Source organism: uncultured Gimesia sp. (assembly GCF_937910335.1).
Lineage (GTDB): Bacteria > Planctomycetota > Planctomycetia > Planctomycetales > Planctomycetaceae > Gimesia.
Window position 1 is genome coordinate 1 of the sequence record NZ_CALEMX010000510.1, and the last position, 18,129, is coordinate 18,129.

Sequence of the window (18,129 nt, forward strand, 5' to 3'; positions counted from 1 at the left end):
TTGAATCACTCGCAGAAAAATAGAGTGTATCAGAAGTCCAATGACTGTAATGCCCCCTTCCCTCTTCACGAATTAATTTATGAACCGCGTGGGCATGTGATAATGGCTTTCCGTTTTCTAACAAAATAAATTTTGATTTCGATTCGCGATCAGCGGTTCGAGGAATCGTTAAACGAGCGATATAACATGAGCCCTGTTCAACTGAAATTGCATCAGGATTAATCATCTCTCTGATGATTTCTGACTTCTTTTTCGAAAGTACTTCTGGATGAAGAGCTTCAGATTTAATTTTATGAGATTGAACAGGTGCTTCTGCAAGAACAGATATTTGAATCGTCGATACCAGCCAGATGCTTGTAAAATACAGAAATGATCGAAGTTGCGTTTTATTCATAATGTACTCTTGTTTGAGTCAGCGGGAAAATCTGGATAAAATCAGATTAAGTTGTTGTGAATGCTAGCAGAGATTGATGATAATGGTATCCGATTTCAAAGTTTTTTTGATGGGTATGCTTATGCGATTTATATATCTGTGTTTGTTTATATGTTTGGCATTCAATGTCAAATTCGATAGCAGCATTAATGCAGAAGAGAGAGCTGTTCGAAAACGTTCAGCGCCGGAAAAAATTGTATCATCATGGGATGATCTACTTGAAGGAATCAGTTCTCCTGAGAGTTGGACAGCGCGTAAAAAAATCCTGAAACAACGGTATTTAGATCTGATCCGAGATCGCTATAAGCCTGTAAAGCCTGAACTGGAAATCCAGTTTCATGATACGGCCATTGTCGATGGTATTTATCGGCGACAATTAATTAGCTATCGGGTGGAAGAAGATGAGCGGGCACATGCTTATTTGGGAGTGCCTCTCAATCTTCGAGGTCCTGCTCCTGCGATAGTCGCCTTGCATGGGACTTATGCATCTGGAAAGCAACGTGCTGCTGGATTAATTGAGAATTCCGATAAAGCGTATCTGGATCATTTATGTCGTAAAGGTTATGTGGTGATCGCGCCGGATCATTTTGTGGCTGGACACCGTATTCCTGATGAAGGTCCTTATGAAACAACAGCCTTTTACAAAAAACATCCGAATTGGACTGCCGTCGGAAAGTTTACTTATGAGCACTCAATAGCGATTGATGTTTTACAATCACTCAAAGAAGTCAATCCAGAAAAAATTGGTGTACTCGGTCATTCATTAGGGGGACATGGTTCGATGTTCCTGGCCGCATATGACGAACGAGTTCAGGCTGCAGCAGGAAACTGCAGTGCTTCTTTTTTTCGACAAAATTTAAGAGTTGATGCATGGGCTCGCGATCGTTGGTATATTTATTTTAAACACATCCGGCCCGAGTTAATGGAAGGAAAATTACCTCCGATTGATTTCCATGAAATTATGTCCTTAATTGCTCCGCGTGCGTTTCTTGATTTATCAGGTCTGAATGATGGAAATCCACTGACACAACGTCAGAGAATACTGATGTTACTAAAAGTGATGGATGTATATGAAATAGAAAAGGCACCACAGAAATTTGCGTTTTTTGTGCACGGTAAAGGACATTCTGTCGCCCATGAATCACGGGAATTGATGTATGGCTGGATGGATTCCAACTTGAAACCTAAATCAGCCACCAAGACAAAACTCGTTACTCCCTGATAACTGGTTCGTTACTATTCGTTTTTATTCAGCATTCTGAAACATCGGTTGGAAAGAGGAGTTAGATGGAGCTTTTGATAATCCGGCATGGAATGGCCGAAAATGCAGGTACTGTTCCCGGAGGTGACTCAGCTCGTCCATTAACCGAATATGGCAATCAGCAGTTTCGGAAGGTCGCTAAATGGATTAGCAAACATCAGAGTCGTCCCGATTTGATCCTGCATAGTCCTTTAGTGAGAGCAACCCAGACAGCTCGGATCTTACAGGATGAAGTCGAGTTGAGTGATGAATTGTGTTGTGCTCACAATTGGTTAGGATTTGGTTTGAATCTGGATACATTGGTTTCATTTATCAGGTCTTCGCAATTCGAGAGAATTGCAATCGTTGCACATATGCCAGACGTTGCACGGTGTACCGCCGATTTAATTGGTGGTGGTTCAATTATTTTTAAGCCTGGAAATGTCGCCTGTATTCAGTTTGATTCCATCATAGGAACGGGTCAAGGCAGCTTAAAATGGCATTTGAACGCCTCGCTTTTTTAACAAATAGCTTTCCCGGGGCGAGTTGACGACTGCAACTCCCTGTTAGAAAACGATCGTACGTGGGGAGCTAGGAGTTGCTGCCTGCGATCAATTCCAAGAGCCTGTCGTCTGTAAGATTGCTGGCAACATAGTTGGCAGAACTGAAATCCCCATAGTCACTGTATTCGTGAGGAATAGAAACGACATATGCCCCGGCGCTCGCTCCGGATTTTGTGCCCGTTTCACTGTCTTCCAGCACCAGCATTTGTTCGGGATCGACTCCGAAATTCCGAGCTGCACTCAGGTAAATTTCGGGATGAGGCTTGCCATGGGTAACATCTTCTGCGGTTAACGTGATCTGAAATCGATGAGTCAGGTCAAATTTTGTGAGTAATGTTTCCAGATAAGGTCGCGGTGATGATGTTGCGACTCCTTTGGGAATCTCCAATTCATCCAGATAATCCAGTAATTCAAATAAACCGTGCATCGGCTTCAAATGCTGATCGAGGAGTGAATGGAAGATTTCCTGACTTTCGAGCCATAGCTCGTGGGGATCTTCTGGCTCATTTAGATGGCTGGAGAGGTGTTGAAATCCTTCCAATGCGCGGCGACCCATCATTCCCTGCAGGATATCGGGTGTCATTGATTTTCCGCGACGCTGTAATAAGGCATCACCTGAGAGAAAGAAAACGTGCTCAGTATTAAACATTAATCCATCCAGATCAAAGGCCACTGCCTGGATGGTGGTAGTTTGAGACATTGGTTAACTCTTTTAATTCAAACTGAGAGAGGAAATCGCATATTCGAAGGCAGGATAGTGAATTTGTGAGCAAGTTTCAACGGAGTTGCTTACATTTGAAGTTTCTGATTTCGATAGCTGAGATCCAGGATTTCCATGGGATGCGCAACATAAAGCGGTTTGCGAGCCTGGCGTAACTGTGAATCAATTTGTAACGTACAGCCGACATTTCCGCTGATCACAACTTCAGCTCCGGTAGCGAGAATATTTTCCAGTTTTCGTTTTCCTAACTGGTCTGCCATTTCAGGTTGGGTCAGATTGTAACTTCCCGCCGCTCCGCAACAGATAGTCGACTCATTGAGTGGTACCAGAGTTAATCCTGGAATCAACTCGAGCAGCTTACGTGGTTGGTTCTGAATTTTCTGAGCATGTACCAGATGACAGGCGTCGTGATAGGTTGCTCGAATTGGAATTTCCCCCTCGGGAGGAACCGGTCCCAAGTCAAATAAAAACTCAGAAACGTCCCGAAATTTAGTCGCCAGTTGTTTGAGTTGTTCAACTTGTTCGGTTGGGACTCCCTTGATTTCATCAACGATGTGTCCATAATCTTTCAACATGGCGCCACAGCCAGCGACATTCACAATAATGGCGTCGATTTGTTCAAGTTCAAATGCTGCCAGATTTTGCAAAGCAAATTCAAGTGCTTCCCGGTCTGCCCCACTATGATAATGGATTGCACCGCAGCAAGTTTGAGTGCGGGGGACAATCACCTCACAGCCGTTGGCTTGTAACACACGGGCTGTCGCTCGATTGACATGACTATACATTCCTTCTGAAACGCAGCCGGTAAACAGGGCAACTCGTGCGCGTTGAGTTCCCAACGCTGGTAAAATCTCCGGTGAAGAAGGTTCAGCTGGTCGAAGTCGAGGCAACAAATTGTGCATTCGTCTTAATTTTTGAGGCAACAAGTACTGCAACCTGCAAATTTCCAGCAGTTTGTCGATTTTTAAAAACTGCATGATGCGTGCGGGCAGTAATGCCCAACGGATCCTCTTGGGATAAGGAAAGAGGCGATAGAGAATCCAACGGTGGAACCAGTCATTTTGAGTGCTCTTCCCTTGGGAAGATTCCAATTTATGAACATCAACACGAAACGGTTCGATTAAGCGACCATACTGAACCCCGGAAGGACAAGCCGTCTCACAACTCCGGCAATCAAGACAGAGGTCCAGGTGCCCTTTTACTGCATCGGAAAGTTCAATACGCTGATCGACAACAGCGCGCATCAGGTAAATGCGTCCCCGAGGACTATCATTTTCATTTCCGGTTTCCAAATAAGTCGGACAGGCAGCTGTACATAAGCCACAATGAATACAGTCAAGAAATTTTTCATACGGAATCTCAGAACCGGGGATTTGCTCTATTTCTTTGGGAGCAAGAGTGGAATTTGTAATAGAACTATCGGGCATTATTGATTAACTCGTCTGAGATGATTCGTTCAATATAAAAATTAATAAGATCACAATATGATTACAGCTATGTTTCAACAAGTTCAGTAAAACGTTTTGAATTCAAAAGTTGGTTCGGATCAAGTGCATTTTTAAGTTGTTTCATTAAAGACCATCCAGGTGGGGGCGAACAAAAAAGTGGGAGTAGATCGGACCATTCAGATTCACATTGATAGACTGTTAGATATCCAGTTTTGTGGTCAATGGATTTTTTAAGCTGACTTAAGATTTGTTTGACATCTTCCAATGAACTTGCTGAGTCTGGTAAATGACCAAATACAATTCCATCTGCTGCATGGGCCTGAATGGCAATGTTTAATTGAGTCGCAGATTCTACAAATTTCATCATCTGTGAAGGAAGAACAACAGCTTTTAGAGTGACTGGGTCATCCGATGATGTCTGATATTCTGTGAAAACGTTGTAGAGTCTCGTAGCATGATCAGGCTCAATGATTTGACTATTCAGAGGAGAAAACTCTTTCCATTCTTCGATAATTTGATTGGCTTGCCATTTAACTACATTTCCGGGGCCTTCATAACTAATGCAAATAACATTATGCTCTGAGGGCAGTTCCAGGCGTGACTCTGCAGCAATTTGTCTGGCAGCTTTGCTGTTACAGTATTCAACAGCTGTGGGCCGTGTTCCAGAGGTGATCATGGCATTGAGAGCCAGCTCAACGTTTACATACGAATCAAAAGCGAACCAGACCATGCACATAGATTCTGGTTTGGGACGCAGGTTCAGAGAAACCTGACTAATGATTGCCAGGGTCCCCAGGGATCCCACCATCATTTTTTTAAGATCATAACCTGCAACATTTTTGACAACTCGCCCTCCCGATTTGAAAAGATTTCCCTTTCCATCGATGGCTGAAATCCCAATGACGTAGTCCCGAATTGTTCCATACGAAAACCGTTTTGGCCCACTCGTGTTCGTAGCGATGACGCCTCCCAAAGTGGCTCGGTTGGACTGGGGAACGTCAATGGGTAATCGCTGTCCTTCTGCCGAGATGATTTCATTGAGTTGATCGATTCGCATACCTGCTTCAACGGTGATTGTCATATCACGTACTGGATAGTCGATAATTTTGTTCAGTTGGGATGTGCAAATCTGAGTTCCGGACAAGCTGGAAGGACAGCAGACAGAAAAAGATGTCCGGCCACCTGCCGGGAAAATCTGTTTTTGGGCCGCTATCGCATTCTCAGTTATAAAACGACTCAATTCAATTTGAGATGCGGGAACGAATTCTTCCAGATCACCAGAATGTAGGGACGACATAGGTCTTCTTTCAGTAGCCTTGTAGTAATCTTGTCTCTCAGGCAGATTGATTTTTGACTGTCATCACAAAATCAATGTGGTGCATGACGAGTGGGGTGAGATTGAGTAATCTTTGAACTTCCATCTGTTTGATGAGGAGGTAATACCTTGTCGCGGCTGCAAATCTGTCGCGGATTAAAAATATTACGAACAGTTTCCATAGTGGCCAGATCAATTTGATTGAAGATGCGACTCATAAAATTAATTTTTTCAACACCAATTCCATGTTCACCAGTGACGCTCCCTCCCAGTTCCAGACATTTATCCAGAATCGCTTCACTTGCCTCCATCACTTTTTGAATTTGTTCTTTGTCGCGTTCATCAAAAAGAAGAATGGGATGCACATTTCCATCGCCGGCGTGAAATACATTGACAATTCTCAGGCCGTAACGTTTGCTGGTTTCTTCAATAAATTCGAGGATTTCAGGAAGTCTCGTCCTGGGAACGACTCCGTCTTGAGTGCAATAGCTCGGGCTGAGGCGGCCAATGGCGCCAAAAGCCTGTTTACGGCTTTTCCAGATGAGAAGTCGTTCTTCAGGGGTGTCCGCTCTTTGGATTTCCCGAACGTTACAGGAATTGCAGATCTCAAGTATTTGACGCACTTCTTCATCTAAAGCAATTTCCAGACCATCTACTTCAATTAGTAATACGGCCCCAGCGTCAAGCGGGAAGCCAAAGTGGAATGCTTCTTCTACCGCCTGGATAATCCCCTGGTCCATCATTTCTAATGCGGAAGGAATGATACCTGCTGCAATAATTTCAGAGATAGCGCGTGTTGCCTCTCCAATTGTCTGAAAAATTGCAAGCATGGTGCGATGGGATTCCGGATCTCGCGTCAGTCTGACAATCGCTTTGGTGCAGATTCCGAACGTGCCTTCGTTTCCAACATAGAGTCCGTGTAAATCATAACCGGGAACTTCTGCTGTGGGACCACCCAGTTCTATGATAGAACCATCGGGAAGAACGGCTTCGAGTCCTAGTAAATGATTCGTTGTGACACCATATTTTAATGTATGCGGCCCACCAGAATTAGTGGCAATATTTCCGCCAATTGTACAGGCACCTTGACTGGATGGGTCGGGTGCATAGTGGTATCCCGTCCCTTTTAAAGCATTAGTTAAATGTAAATTCACCATCCCTGGTTCAACTACGGCGTAACGATCCCTCAAGTTAATTTCCAGAATATTCTTCATCTTAGTCAAGACAATCATTACTCCCCCACCAATGGGAAGGCAGCCGCCGGAAAGGCTGGTACCCGCTCCTCTGGCGAGAAACGGTACATTAAATTGATTGCATCGTTTGACTATCGCAGAGATCTGTGCCGTGGTTGTGGGAAAAACAACAATGTCAGGAGCCGTTTTATCGACAATGTAACCATCGCATTCGTAGACCAGTAATTCGTCTGCATCAAATAAGATGCCCGCTTCGCCAACAATGAGGGTTAATTGTTGAACCAGTGCAGAAAAAGAAGCGCTTCCTGATTCCAACTCTTCGAGTGACTCGGGGTCCTGATTCATCATCTGGTTGGTTTGCTCAACCATTTTTGTGGATTACTTTCAATTTGACTGAAAGATAAATATTAATAACTGTAGTCCCATTTTAGAGCAAAGTATATGAAAGAATCAATTCTCTGGTTGCTCCATAGTTCAATTCAGATGGTTTCAGATGGAACAATAGTGAGTCGAGCGAAAAATGGTCGTTTACAAAGGCAGGATCTTATTTTTGATTGACCCAAATCGGGCTGGACCAGGCCATTTCCCCATTTGACTGAATCACTCTTACGTAATACCAGTCATCTTTATCTCCATTGCCAATATCTTCAAATTCAAAATCGGTTTCCCACTGACTATTAAAAACGATTCTATGAAGCATTGCGGATTCCCAGGGAAACGGTCGTGTAAATAACATCTCATTGCTTGTGGCAAGTTCAGCAAAGGTTTGTATTAATTGACACTCGCTGGGTTGAGTACAGGAAACTGATACTTTTGTATTAGCGTCTCCCTGGATTCGCATCACGACAGCCTTTTGAGACCAGTCGTCGACCTGTTGCTTGAGCGCGGTAAAGGACTGGACTTTGAGCTGAGTTGAAGTTTGTTCCAGAATTTGATCACGCCTGAACTCATCGAGAGGTCCGGTAGTGAAACAGGGTTGGATTTGTTGGAGATGCCCTCCTTCGATATCGATAGTGAAGTTCCAGTCGGCTGTTCCCCCCCATCCTAATGCCGGCCATGGGCCCCATCCATATTCAAACCGCAGGGTTACTGGTTTTTCCCAGGCACGATGGTCTGGTTCTTTGTCTACAGGAAAATTGCGATAAATGACTCGTCCATTTTTAAGGACTTCCACTCGATCGATTTCATCCCATCCTCGTACATGAACTTTTAGTCGACGTTGTTTTGTAAATGATAATTCCTGTCCCATCAATTGGTCATTCAGGGAAAAATCGAGTTCAATCCGGTCTCCTGTAACCGCATAGGTTCGCCGATTTCGAATTGCATCAAAGAGAGCGTCTCGCGTCAGTTCCGTGGCTTTGATTGCCGCTAGTCCTTCGCGGTAACCACCAGGGTGACCAAGATGATCATCGGTACTTGCGATGACTCCCAATCGATACCCCTGATTAAGATAGTATTGTAAGGTATGCTTTGTCCAACGGCCTCCCTCTGTATGTCGCTTATAGGGAAATGGAGCACGGTCATGCTCAGCACATCCCCATTCGGAATGGATTTCCAAAACGGGCGAAACATCTGAAGCCAGTTTTTTGGCATCAAAGCCACGATGGCCTAGACGATTCGCAGGGTGATGTGGGATCAGCAGGCAGCCTCTTTGCCTGGCAAATGCCTGTAGTTCAGCCAGGTCTTCAATGAGTTCGTAATCACCTTTCAGGTCAGGATAGAGGATATGGTAGTCCCCTTCTTGTGTTCCATGCCGTTCATAACCCAGGATTGTGACAAACTCGCCTGGCTTGTCAAAACTTTTAGCCAACTCAACTACTTCAGGCCAGCGGGAACGGGCTACATGGAATCCATTTTTCCATTTATGCGTGATTTTTCCGTCATAATCTTCGACATCTGGCCAATAGGAATGAGGGGTAAACGCGTAAAAATCCAAGTGGTTCCGCGCAATTTCGAAGGATCGATCCAAAGAACCTAGTGCATATCCAACCTGGTTATGATTATGCAAATCTCCAAAGTAATTAATGTAGTTCAATGACATGTATTTATCACTTGAAACTAAAACTCGGATATAGTCCCGCTCGAAATTAGTGCAGGCGAAAATCTGGTTCGAGAATGACACCAGTTTTGGCAGGATCAAGTTTCATAACGTTTGTTAGAAGATGATGCAGTCGTAGATTGAGTCACTTACCTTGCTGTGTGGTCAAATTCGGCTAAAGAATCGCTCGGATTTTTTCCAGAAATTCACTATTAGTAGGAAATTTCTTGAGTGTGTTGCCAAGTTGTTCCATTGCTTCAACTGGGCTTAGAGAGATCAAACTTCTTCGAAGCATTGTGACACCGTCCAAAACTTCTGGATCCAGAATTTTTTCCTCACGACGTGTACCAGAAAGCGTGATATCAATGGATGGGAAAATACGGCGATCAGAAAGTTCGCGGCTGAGAACCATTTCCATATTACCGGTTCCTTTGAATTCCTGGAAAATCACTTCATCCATGCGACTGCCTGTGTCAATGAGTGCCGTTCCCAGTACTGTGAGAGAACCACCTTCATCAAAGCGACGTGCAGTTCCAAACATCTTTTTAGGGAGATCCATAGCTTTTACATCGAGGCCACCGCTCATCGTACGGCCGGTGTTGCCAACCCATTTGTTGAATGCTCGCGCCGTTCGTGTGATACTATCTAATAAAATGAAAGCATCTTCGCCTGCTTCTGCCAGTCGTTTGCCACGTTCAAATATGAGTTGGCTTGTACGAACATGGCTTTCAACATCACGGTCCATTGAAGATGAAATGACTTCACCTTTGATAGAACGTTCCATTTCAGTAACTTCTTCAGGACGTTCATCAATCAATAAGACCATCAAGCGGATTTCAGGATGATTCTTGCTGACTGCTTCAGCAATATCCTGTAATAACATGGTCTTTCCCGTCCGGGGAGGAGCCACAACGAGTGCCCTTTGGCCTTTTCCTATGGGGGTAAGCAGGTCCATGATACGCATCGTGATAGGCATGGGGCCTGTTTCAAGTTTGATTTGTTCGAATGGATTAACCGGAGTCAATTCCTCAAAGCACTTTATTTCCATATACTCTTCAACGGTTCGTCCATCAATGGTTTCGATGGTTTTGAGTCGTGGGCCTTGGCCTCGAGTGCCAGGGCCGACTTCTCCCCGAATCAGGATACCTTCGCGCAAATTATGTTTTTCAATTAAGGAACTGGAAACAAAAGCATCAGAGTCTTGCGCTTTATAATTGACTTTAGGGTCTCTGATAAAGCCGTAAGCTTTGGGATGAAGTTCCAAAACGCCTTCGATAGTACCTGAGATATTTTCATTGGCGGCAGATGATGTAGAACGGGGACGTCGAGCTTGATTTCTGCCTCCCGTGCGAGATCGGTTTCCACCTCTATTGTTTGAGCTATTTGAATTGTTGGAGCGGCCTCGATTTCCACCTCCCTGACGATTCTGGCCTTGGCCTTGGGCTTGTCCTTGATTGGCAGGAGCGGTGTTGGTTCCGTCTGGTTTTCTTCTCCGTCGTCTTCTCCGGCGATTACCACCTGTTTTATCAGATTGGTCACTCTGGGTTCGTTCTGAGTTATCGTCGCCTACGGATTCAGCAGGAGTGTCTGACATACTTTCATGTTCTCTTTCAGGTTCTGCTTCACTTTTGGATGAATGCGAGTTTTCGAAAATTTCAAGGTTTTCTTCTGCTTTGCGATGGTATTCATCCTGCAAAGCGTCAGTTTCACTTTTTTCAAAAGAGTCCTCTGCGGAAGCCTCTACTTTTTTTGGTCTCTTTGTTGATTTTCGGCGAGTGGTTTTGGGTTTGTCTGAAGTTTCAGAACTTTTAGCAGCCATACAGAAACACCAAATCATTCTAATATAGTAACGAAATATTCAGAGTCACAACTTCGGCATGAACGTCTCACGAAGTAAACGATATTCATTCAAGCCCGGGTTATTATCAGCATAGCGCTAACAATGATGCTTGAATTCAGCTGGTAAACTTCTGAACGAGCCGATTCTTAATTCAGTAGAAACCCGAAAAAAGTCTTAAAGTAAAACAGACCTGATCTTGATCTCATGAAGAAAGATTCACGTGGAGGAATAATGCGCCCGATTTTGGACTCGACCTTCATGGCCTGTTTATTCCTTTTGTGCAGGACAATCGCTTTTGAAATATCAAAAAGATTTAGTCCAGGCATTGGTAACAGTATGCTAATTAAAGCTTGTTGACGAATGCATTATTAGGGTAATTGCCTTGCCGATTTCCTTTCAGGCAAAAAATATTATGGTCAAAAACTGATACTTAGAAATTCAATCGTTTTGTGCAAGCTCCGTCAACCAATAAGTGGCTGCTATTAAGGAACTTTTAAATGTTTTCATAAGTTATCAGGCTTTCGGTATCGATCCTACTCGCCTCTCTGGTCTGACTTAAATGGAAGATCAGACCGGAAAATAATCTTACTGTATTTTCATAAAAAAAATAACTGCAAGCAAGTAATTATACTGATAAACTAAGTTCGTATCTAGTAAATGGCTTGATTGCCTGCAACTGGTTTGAATTACTTAGCGCTTCACTCAGTGCATTAATGAAAGAGAAATTACTTTCAAGAATATGAGACTCCTAAATAGTTTCAGGAGTAATGCTGTTGAGGAAATAACGCCCGCTGGAAACGACTCAACTTACTTTAAAGCCAACTTAATCACCAGTTATCTATTTCAAACTGGTACATGGAAAACGATCTCAAAGAGCGGGAGAGATCCTCATTTGAAAAACGGCTTACTAGAAATTTCTCACTAAATGTTGTTTATCAAAACAATCTCATAGCGTCAATACTAATCGTATTGCAAGCACGTTCTATACACATAATAGCCTATCCCGGAGTAATGTCAATTCACTATCTAGTTTCTGTCGTATGTTTTGTTCAGACAGTGCTTTAGGGGCAATCTGATAACGGGAAATTCAGCGTCAATGTAGGCCAAATGGTTTCCTTGTTGTGAGATCAACAGTTAGCCATAGATTCAGAAAGCAGCCAATATTATTGACCTGCTATGGTTCCAGATCAGAGGGAAGATTTGCGGGATAAGACTTTTGAATGTAATTCTTAATCTGTTCAATTCGGTTTCCTGGATCAGGATGAGTGCTGAATATTTCGGGTTGTTTTCCTGCTCCCGCAGATCGTTTGAGGATATCCATGACTCCCGTCATTGCGTAGGGATCATAGCCGGCCATTATCATTAAATCTATTCCCCAGCGGTCAGATTCCAGTTCATCACTCCTGCCATATTTCATGTTGACCATTGAACCAATCATTTGTGCCATCTGGGCGCTGCTCACATCGCCACCTGCGACACCTGCGGCGCCGACTAATCCCTGGGTTAATTCCTGCTTGGCCATTTGTTGTGCCCCATGTCTTGATAGTACATGACCAATTTCGTGTCCCAATACTCCCGCTAGCTGTCCTTCCGTTTCAAGTTGCTGATAAAGTGCCGCTGTAAGAAAGATTTGACCTCCGGGTAAAGCAAATGCATTTATAACTTGATCGTCATTTAGAAGGTGAAAGTCAAATTGATATGGATTTCGCCGTCCCTGACTCTGCAATGATTTATTTAAACTTTGTAGTAAACGGTTTCCAACTCGATCAACATAATCCTGAGACTTCTGGTCCGGATGCTCGCCGTGGTGTCGTTTAATAATCGTGGGCAGCGCCTGTAATCCCAAAACGATCTCCTGTCGTTCGGTTAATGCGACTCTTTGTTTTTCGCCTGTAATCTCATTGACGTCCCCTTTCATCATATAAGAAATGAAGGAAAACAAGGCAATTCCCACAGCGATCACGAGACGCATTTTGAAAGAGGAATTTCTTGATCCGCGTGCACTGCGAATATAACGAGGCATGACATGAAATCCTTGATAAGCAGAGAATTTACAATTTAATGATAAGGTATAGGATATCTTAGAAATGGTTTGGCGGTAACTCATTGTTAATGAAGTTCTCAGTCCAGAAAATCAGTTCCGGCTGAAAGAACGTGGTTGGTCCTCAAGGCTTTGGATAAATTTCCAAATAGCTTGAAACTGTTGATTTGCATCTCCCTCAAAATATTTTGTTAGCTTAGTCAATTTTCCATCTGCCGAAAGCTTCGGCATTTTAGTCGAAATATCAAATCGTGGAGGATCAAGTATGAAACGATGGTAATAATCCGCGGTGAGGCGTTCTTTTATATGGACAAAATTGATTCCTAACGCGATTTTGGTTTTGTTATCACCTGTGGGAGCATCGCTTCCTACTCCATGGCATTGACGGCAATCCAGTGCATTTTTCATGGTCAGTTTGTTTCCGAGCATGATCTGCTCTGATGAAGTTGAATGTTTTGTTCCAGAATTATGCTGGTCTGACCATACTGAAATTCCGTGTTCCGCAGCCATTCCAGATGCGATAAAAGAGGCATAAGCCGGAAAGTGAGGCATTCTTGATTTCAGCCAGGGGCGCGGTTTCCATGGTATGTTTCCTGCTATGAAAGATTTTGACCAAGATGGTTTTAACTTTTCACCAGCCCAGGTCAGGCTGGGTAGAGATTCGGGTGGTAATCCCGAGTCCCCTTCTTCAGTCACGATTTCTCCACGCGGGCTTCTTGTAGCGTCCTGGTTGTGGCAGGCTTTGCAGTTTAATTGACGCATCCATCTTGAAGAGACCTCAGATGAACTATGTTGTGCCAGAGAATTTGTCCCCTTCTGAAGGATTACTTGAATCGCCTCTCGCTGTATTTGAGAAATATTAAAATGAGGCATTGCTGCTTTATTCTTTTGCAGCGCAGCCAGGCAACCCGTTGAGTAAGACACTTTTGTTAATGGAATACGGGCTACCTGAGAAGTTGTTGCCTGTTGATGGGAAAGCGTACCATGGCAGCGAACACAACCAAGTGTTTCATAATAGAGTTTCTGACCACGTTTGGCGGATCCCGCAGGCAAAAGCAAAGAATTCGGAATTTTCGCTTTCGAGTTTTCGATCAAAAAAGCAGATAGTCCCATTGCTTCTTGATTCTTCAATTTGAAGTCAGGCATTCGGCTCCATTGATTGTGTTGGTGAGGAGCCTGCAAAAAACGAAATAGTTGAGTGGGGCTATACTTTCTTTTAATCAGTGCCAGTGAGTGTCGCTCGAATTCATCTGTTTGTGTATTTATTGAATATTGATGACAACTAATACACCCCAAATCTTCATATGATTTTGTACCGGATTCAATCAGCAAGTTTGAAACTGTATCATTGATAAGCTCCGATTTTAGAGAATGATTGATGGTTGGTTTTTCTGCCTGAGAAATAAACCAGGCTGTTAAATCGGCTGCTTTTTGTTTTGCCTGTTTGGATTCCGGGTTACCTAGCATTAAAGGCATTGTCGAATTTTCATGCAAGCTGTGTGGGTTTAACAACCAGTGAAACAACCAGCGTTTACTGACTCGATTGCCGATGTTCTCTAAATTTGGTGCTGAGCGCTTTAAGTCGGGCATTGCAGATGAGAGTGTGATAGATGTATTTTGATTCGGTTTGAAAGACAACGTGCTTTCAATCTCATTTGACACGGAATGGCAGGCAAGGCACTGAAAGTTCGCGATCAATTCACGACCTTGCCGAAGTTGTTGCATTTCAAGGAGTTGTTTATCATTTCCGGTGTGACTCAAAATGTCAGGGGGAATTGGCTCTGTGGCGAATTTTTCTCCACGCCAGAGTAGGCGCAATTTTGCACCGCCATCTTTTCGACTTTGGTACTGTATGCCGATTCGGTTCAACCCTTTTTTAAGTTTTGCAGAAACCGAAGGATTCGAAGCAAGGTTTTGATCGGTTACACTCAGAATTAGTTTTTCGTTCACAGTAATATTTGCAGTGCCGAATCCTTCCAGTTTCAGATGGTAGTGTCCTGGTAATGGAACGTGTAGAAAACCTTCAGCGATAGCTGTAAATCGTCCAGGTTTTAAAAAGGGGGTTGCTGGTTCACCCGGCGCAACAGCGAGTGCAAACATTCTGCCTGTGCGCGCGTCAGAGATGGATGAGTCAATCGATGGGTTCTGACTAAATTTCCAGAGAACTCCCGGTTTCAAATGCTGCCGTTGTTCAAGAGTGAGCAGCTGTGTTTTCTTGATTCGTGTTAAAATATTTGGGTCTATCTTTTGTTCTGAGACATTATTAATTGTATGGTAATAAGTTTGTTTTATTTTCGTGCCTGATTGATCATTTAGATGATAAGTGATTCCCATTTGCATCACAGGTTTCACATTGTTTAGTTCCAGAAAGACAGTGCGCTGGTCTTGCATGAGAGTTGTCGATAGAATTTCAACTTCATCTCGTCCCTCTATATGAGGGGCAGATACACGAAACTCCGGAGAGCCATAATTCTTGGACCACAGATAATTCCATTGTTCAATGGCGTAGTGGTCTGGATTTTCAGCTGTAGCACGATCTAATGGATTCGAAAAAGTGAGAGAAATTCCATTTTGCATTGTTTTAACGGCAATAGGAAAATTAACGGATTTTTCTGTATAGCGAACTCTCTGGAGGCAACCATCCTGCACAGCGTTTGTGACCCAGCCTTTCATTCCACTGACGTAAAGTTGGCCATCTGATGGGCTAAACCGTCCGCGCATGATTCCGGATTCAAAATCAAGTGGAAGTTTTAAGGTCCCGCCCTGCGATTTTCCTTTGATGACTTCACGCAAGGTAAGCAATAATTTACTTTGGCCATAGGATAGATGTAACAATTGGCCTTTTAGTGGCCCCCATTGATTACTGGTAACCCAAACCTGCCCGCCGCTGGAATTATCCTGTAATCGGGGAATCCAGCATAAGGGGGGATCATAACCTGAGAGTCTGTTTTGATTCACTTTTGGACCACCATAGCCGTAGTATCCGCCTGGTTTGATTTCTGCAATATTCGATGCGGGAGTCCATTCGCCCTCTTGGGGAGACGTTGTAATGATGTTTCCCGGCCCGATTCCCAAGCCATTCGGGTTGCGAAATCCAGAGGCTACAACATTTGACTGACGACCATCTCGCGAAATTTGCATCAGGCCTTTTTGTGCATGCATGAAATAAAAATTACCGAAAGAATCTGACTCAAGGCAAGTCACATAATCGTGTCCGCTGATTGATGTGGGATGCATATTATTAAAGCATTCATAAAAGTCAGCCTCTCCATCTAAATTTTGATCATGCAAGATTGTGACCTGATCACGTCCCAAAACATAAATTTGATTTTCTACAACTTTGAGGCCAAGAGGTTGAAATAGACCGGTTGCAAATCGTTTCCATTTGATGTTTTCCAGATCTCCATTGATCCCTTTCACCAGCCATACATCTCCATGTACCGTTGAGACAGCCAGATCCCCATTATCCAGGAAATCGTGTCCACTAATAAAAAACAGGGCTTTGTAGGGGTTTATGTGAGGAATGGTAATAGTATCGACGACATATGCCGACGGCTCATTCGCAAGCTTTCCCTGAGTGATGAGGGTTTCTTTCCAATGTGGAGGCCCCGGGATTAATAAAGTTTGTAATGAAGGCGATCTTAGCAGGCTTTCAGGAATTGTCAGTTTTGAATTCTGTTTTGGACTGGTCTGGTAATAAATCGTAAAGCGTACTGTTTCTTTTCTGGGAGGAATAACAAATGCAGCCCATTGAGAATCATTTTCCTGATTAACCAAGGGTTGAATATTTTTCCAGCCTTCGCAACCTATGAATATTGGGTTGCTGTTATCAGCCAATATGAATCCTTTAGAATTAGGCCCGAGCGCTTTGACCTGTTTTGAGTCAGCGACATTAAGTTGGAGAGATTCGTCTCCAGGACCAATTTCAAAGATGCGTGTAAAACAGGAGCTGCCATTAGATTTAATGAACCAGGGAGATTCGTAAATGGTCGTGCTGCCTAGTTTGTATTCCAGTGTTACACGATTCTGCTGAACGTGAGAGCCGATAAACTGACATTTAAGATCAGGGCTCCATCCCGGCCCTTCCTGAGTTGAAAAATGAATTTTACCGACGGGGGCAGGAGCTTGAATCAGGCCGAATCGTACAGGAGATGGTTTGAGAAACCCTCCAGACCAAATTCCCCGTACTTTGCAGTGTTGCGTGTCGTAACAGATGGTGCCTTCTTCATGCTCACCAACACGAATCGAAAGCCCTTTTTTAACTGGGCCATTTGGTAGAGGTACAATGCAGGCCAACCATTTACCAATATCTGTTAGTTGCCAGCGCCCATCATCGGTTGCCTGGACGGGTTGTGAGAATCCGACGGAATCTTTTCCCCAATGATCTTTCGACTCGGAGTTCTTGTTTTTATCTGTAGCTGAAAGCTGGGAGAGTGGGTTTTTGAACTCAATTCTGAATGGAGTATCTGATGCAGCGTCTTGTACCTGGTGATCTTTTTTCAATTCATCAAATGAAAATAATTTGAGAGTCTGTTGATCAACCTTAGCCGGTTCATGAGGTATGGTTACAAACTTGCGAAGGCCTTTTGAAAGACGGACTTCGTCTATTAGACCATCGCATCGAATTGTATTTTCAATCAGTCCTCCAATGCGTATGTTTCCCTTCGAGGTGAGTTTCTTTTTTTCAGGGAGTGCAGAGTCGAGTGCTTGTTTTCCATCTACAAACAGTCTCAGTCGATTGTTTTCCAGAATCATTCCCAGATAGTGCCATTTCTGATCACAGATATCGATCTTGGTTTTGTATTCTCCACCCTGGCCGGGAAGGAAAACACTGAAGTAACCACTTCTTGCATAGGAGTACATTTCCCAATGCGCTGCAGAATTCTTTTTATGGCTGGCGAGAAAAACATTGAAGCCATCTTTTTGATTCAATCGAACCCAGCAGTCAACGCTGAGTGGACGCTGTTCGTGTGCGTTTTCAAATGGGATCAGCACAGTTCCGCTATTCGCATTGAGCGCATTCCCATATTTTCCCGGTAGCAAGATGGCGCCTTGTTTTAAATTCTCCGGGGCGACTTTGGGTCGTTTCAATTCATGAATGGGACGATTGGCGGTCCATGCTGTTGCGCGACGTAAAATTTCGCAGGCTTCAAAAGAGTCGTAGGTCTTTTCGCTATGTCCTAGTAGTGTCTGAAAAATTCGCCCTTTCCCATAGTGATAGGTCCAAGCAAGCGGTTCGTTTTTTTGAGTCACTTTTGATTTTGCGTAAATGAGAGGTTCAATGGGTTCTGTACCAT

At 43.7% G+C, this 18,129-nt stretch carries 10 protein-coding genes and 1 pseudogene; 2 read left to right on the top strand and 9 right to left on the bottom strand.

Annotation, left to right across the window (positions count from 1 at the left end; genetic code table 11):
* A pseudogene (locus tag Q0668_RS20980) lies at positions 1 to 394 on the bottom strand (hypothetical protein); the annotation flags it as partial.
* 121 nt (positions 395 to 515) lie between these two features.
* On the opposite strand from Q0668_RS20980, the gene Q0668_RS20985 reads away from it, so the two are divergent.
* Positions 516 to 1,655: an alpha/beta fold hydrolase gene (locus Q0668_RS20985; RefSeq protein ID WP_298868218.1), complete on the top strand. Its 1,140-nt coding sequence runs from the start codon at positions 516 to 518 to the stop codon at positions 1,653 to 1,655.
* Positions 1,656 to 1,720: 65 nt separating this feature from the next.
* On the top strand, positions 1,721 to 2,197 hold the full coding sequence (gene sixA / locus Q0668_RS20990) for a phosphohistidine phosphatase SixA (RefSeq protein WP_298868220.1): 477 nt from the start codon (positions 1,721 to 1,723) through the stop codon (positions 2,195 to 2,197).
* A 67-nt stretch (positions 2,198 to 2,264) separates the two neighbouring features.
* On the opposite strand, the gene Q0668_RS20995 is transcribed toward sixA, so the two are convergent.
* From Q0668_RS20995 to Q0668_RS21030, 8 genes are all read right to left on the bottom strand, one after another.
* Positions 2,265 to 2,936, bottom strand: a complete 672-nt coding sequence (locus Q0668_RS20995) for an HAD family phosphatase (protein ID WP_298868222.1) — start codon at positions 2,934 to 2,936, stop codon at positions 2,265 to 2,267.
* An 89-nt stretch (positions 2,937 to 3,025) separates the two neighbouring features.
* Positions 3,026 to 4,384 (bottom strand): heterodisulfide reductase-related iron-sulfur binding cluster, encoded by a 1,359-nt coding sequence (locus Q0668_RS21000; protein ID WP_298868224.1) that lies wholly within the window; start codon positions 4,382 to 4,384, stop codon positions 3,026 to 3,028.
* A 67-nt stretch (positions 4,385 to 4,451) separates the two neighbouring features.
* Positions 4,452 to 5,702 (bottom strand): FAD-binding oxidoreductase, encoded by a 1,251-nt coding sequence (locus tag Q0668_RS21005; RefSeq protein WP_298868226.1) that lies wholly within the window; start codon positions 5,700 to 5,702, stop codon positions 4,452 to 4,454.
* Positions 5,703 to 5,773: 71 nt separating this feature from the next.
* On the bottom strand, positions 5,774 to 7,282 hold the full coding sequence (locus Q0668_RS21010; protein ID WP_298868228.1) for an FAD-linked oxidase C-terminal domain-containing protein: 1,509 nt from the start codon (positions 7,280 to 7,282) through the stop codon (positions 5,774 to 5,776).
* A 175-nt stretch (positions 7,283 to 7,457) separates the two neighbouring features.
* Positions 7,458 to 8,954: a DUF3604 domain-containing protein gene (locus tag Q0668_RS21015; protein ID WP_298868230.1), complete on the bottom strand. Its 1,497-nt coding sequence runs from the start codon at positions 8,952 to 8,954 to the stop codon at positions 7,458 to 7,460.
* 172 nt (positions 8,955 to 9,126) lie between these two features.
* Entirely contained in the window at positions 9,127 to 10,770 is a 1,644-nt protein-coding gene (rho, locus tag Q0668_RS21020; RefSeq protein WP_298868232.1) for a transcription termination factor Rho, read from the bottom strand.
* A 1,195-nt stretch (positions 10,771 to 11,965) separates the two neighbouring features.
* The gene (locus Q0668_RS21025; RefSeq protein ID WP_298868236.1) at positions 11,966 to 12,814 is read right to left on the bottom strand and encodes a M48 family metallopeptidase; all 849 of its coding nucleotides are present in this window, start codon (positions 12,812 to 12,814) and stop codon (positions 11,966 to 11,968) included.
* Between the two features lie 111 nt (positions 12,815 to 12,925).
* A complete protein-coding gene (locus tag Q0668_RS21030; protein ID WP_298868238.1) occupies positions 12,926 to 18,085 on the bottom strand; it encodes a DUF6797 domain-containing protein in 5,160 nt (1,719 codons plus the stop codon).
* Positions 18,086 to 18,129 lie beyond the last annotated feature (44 nt).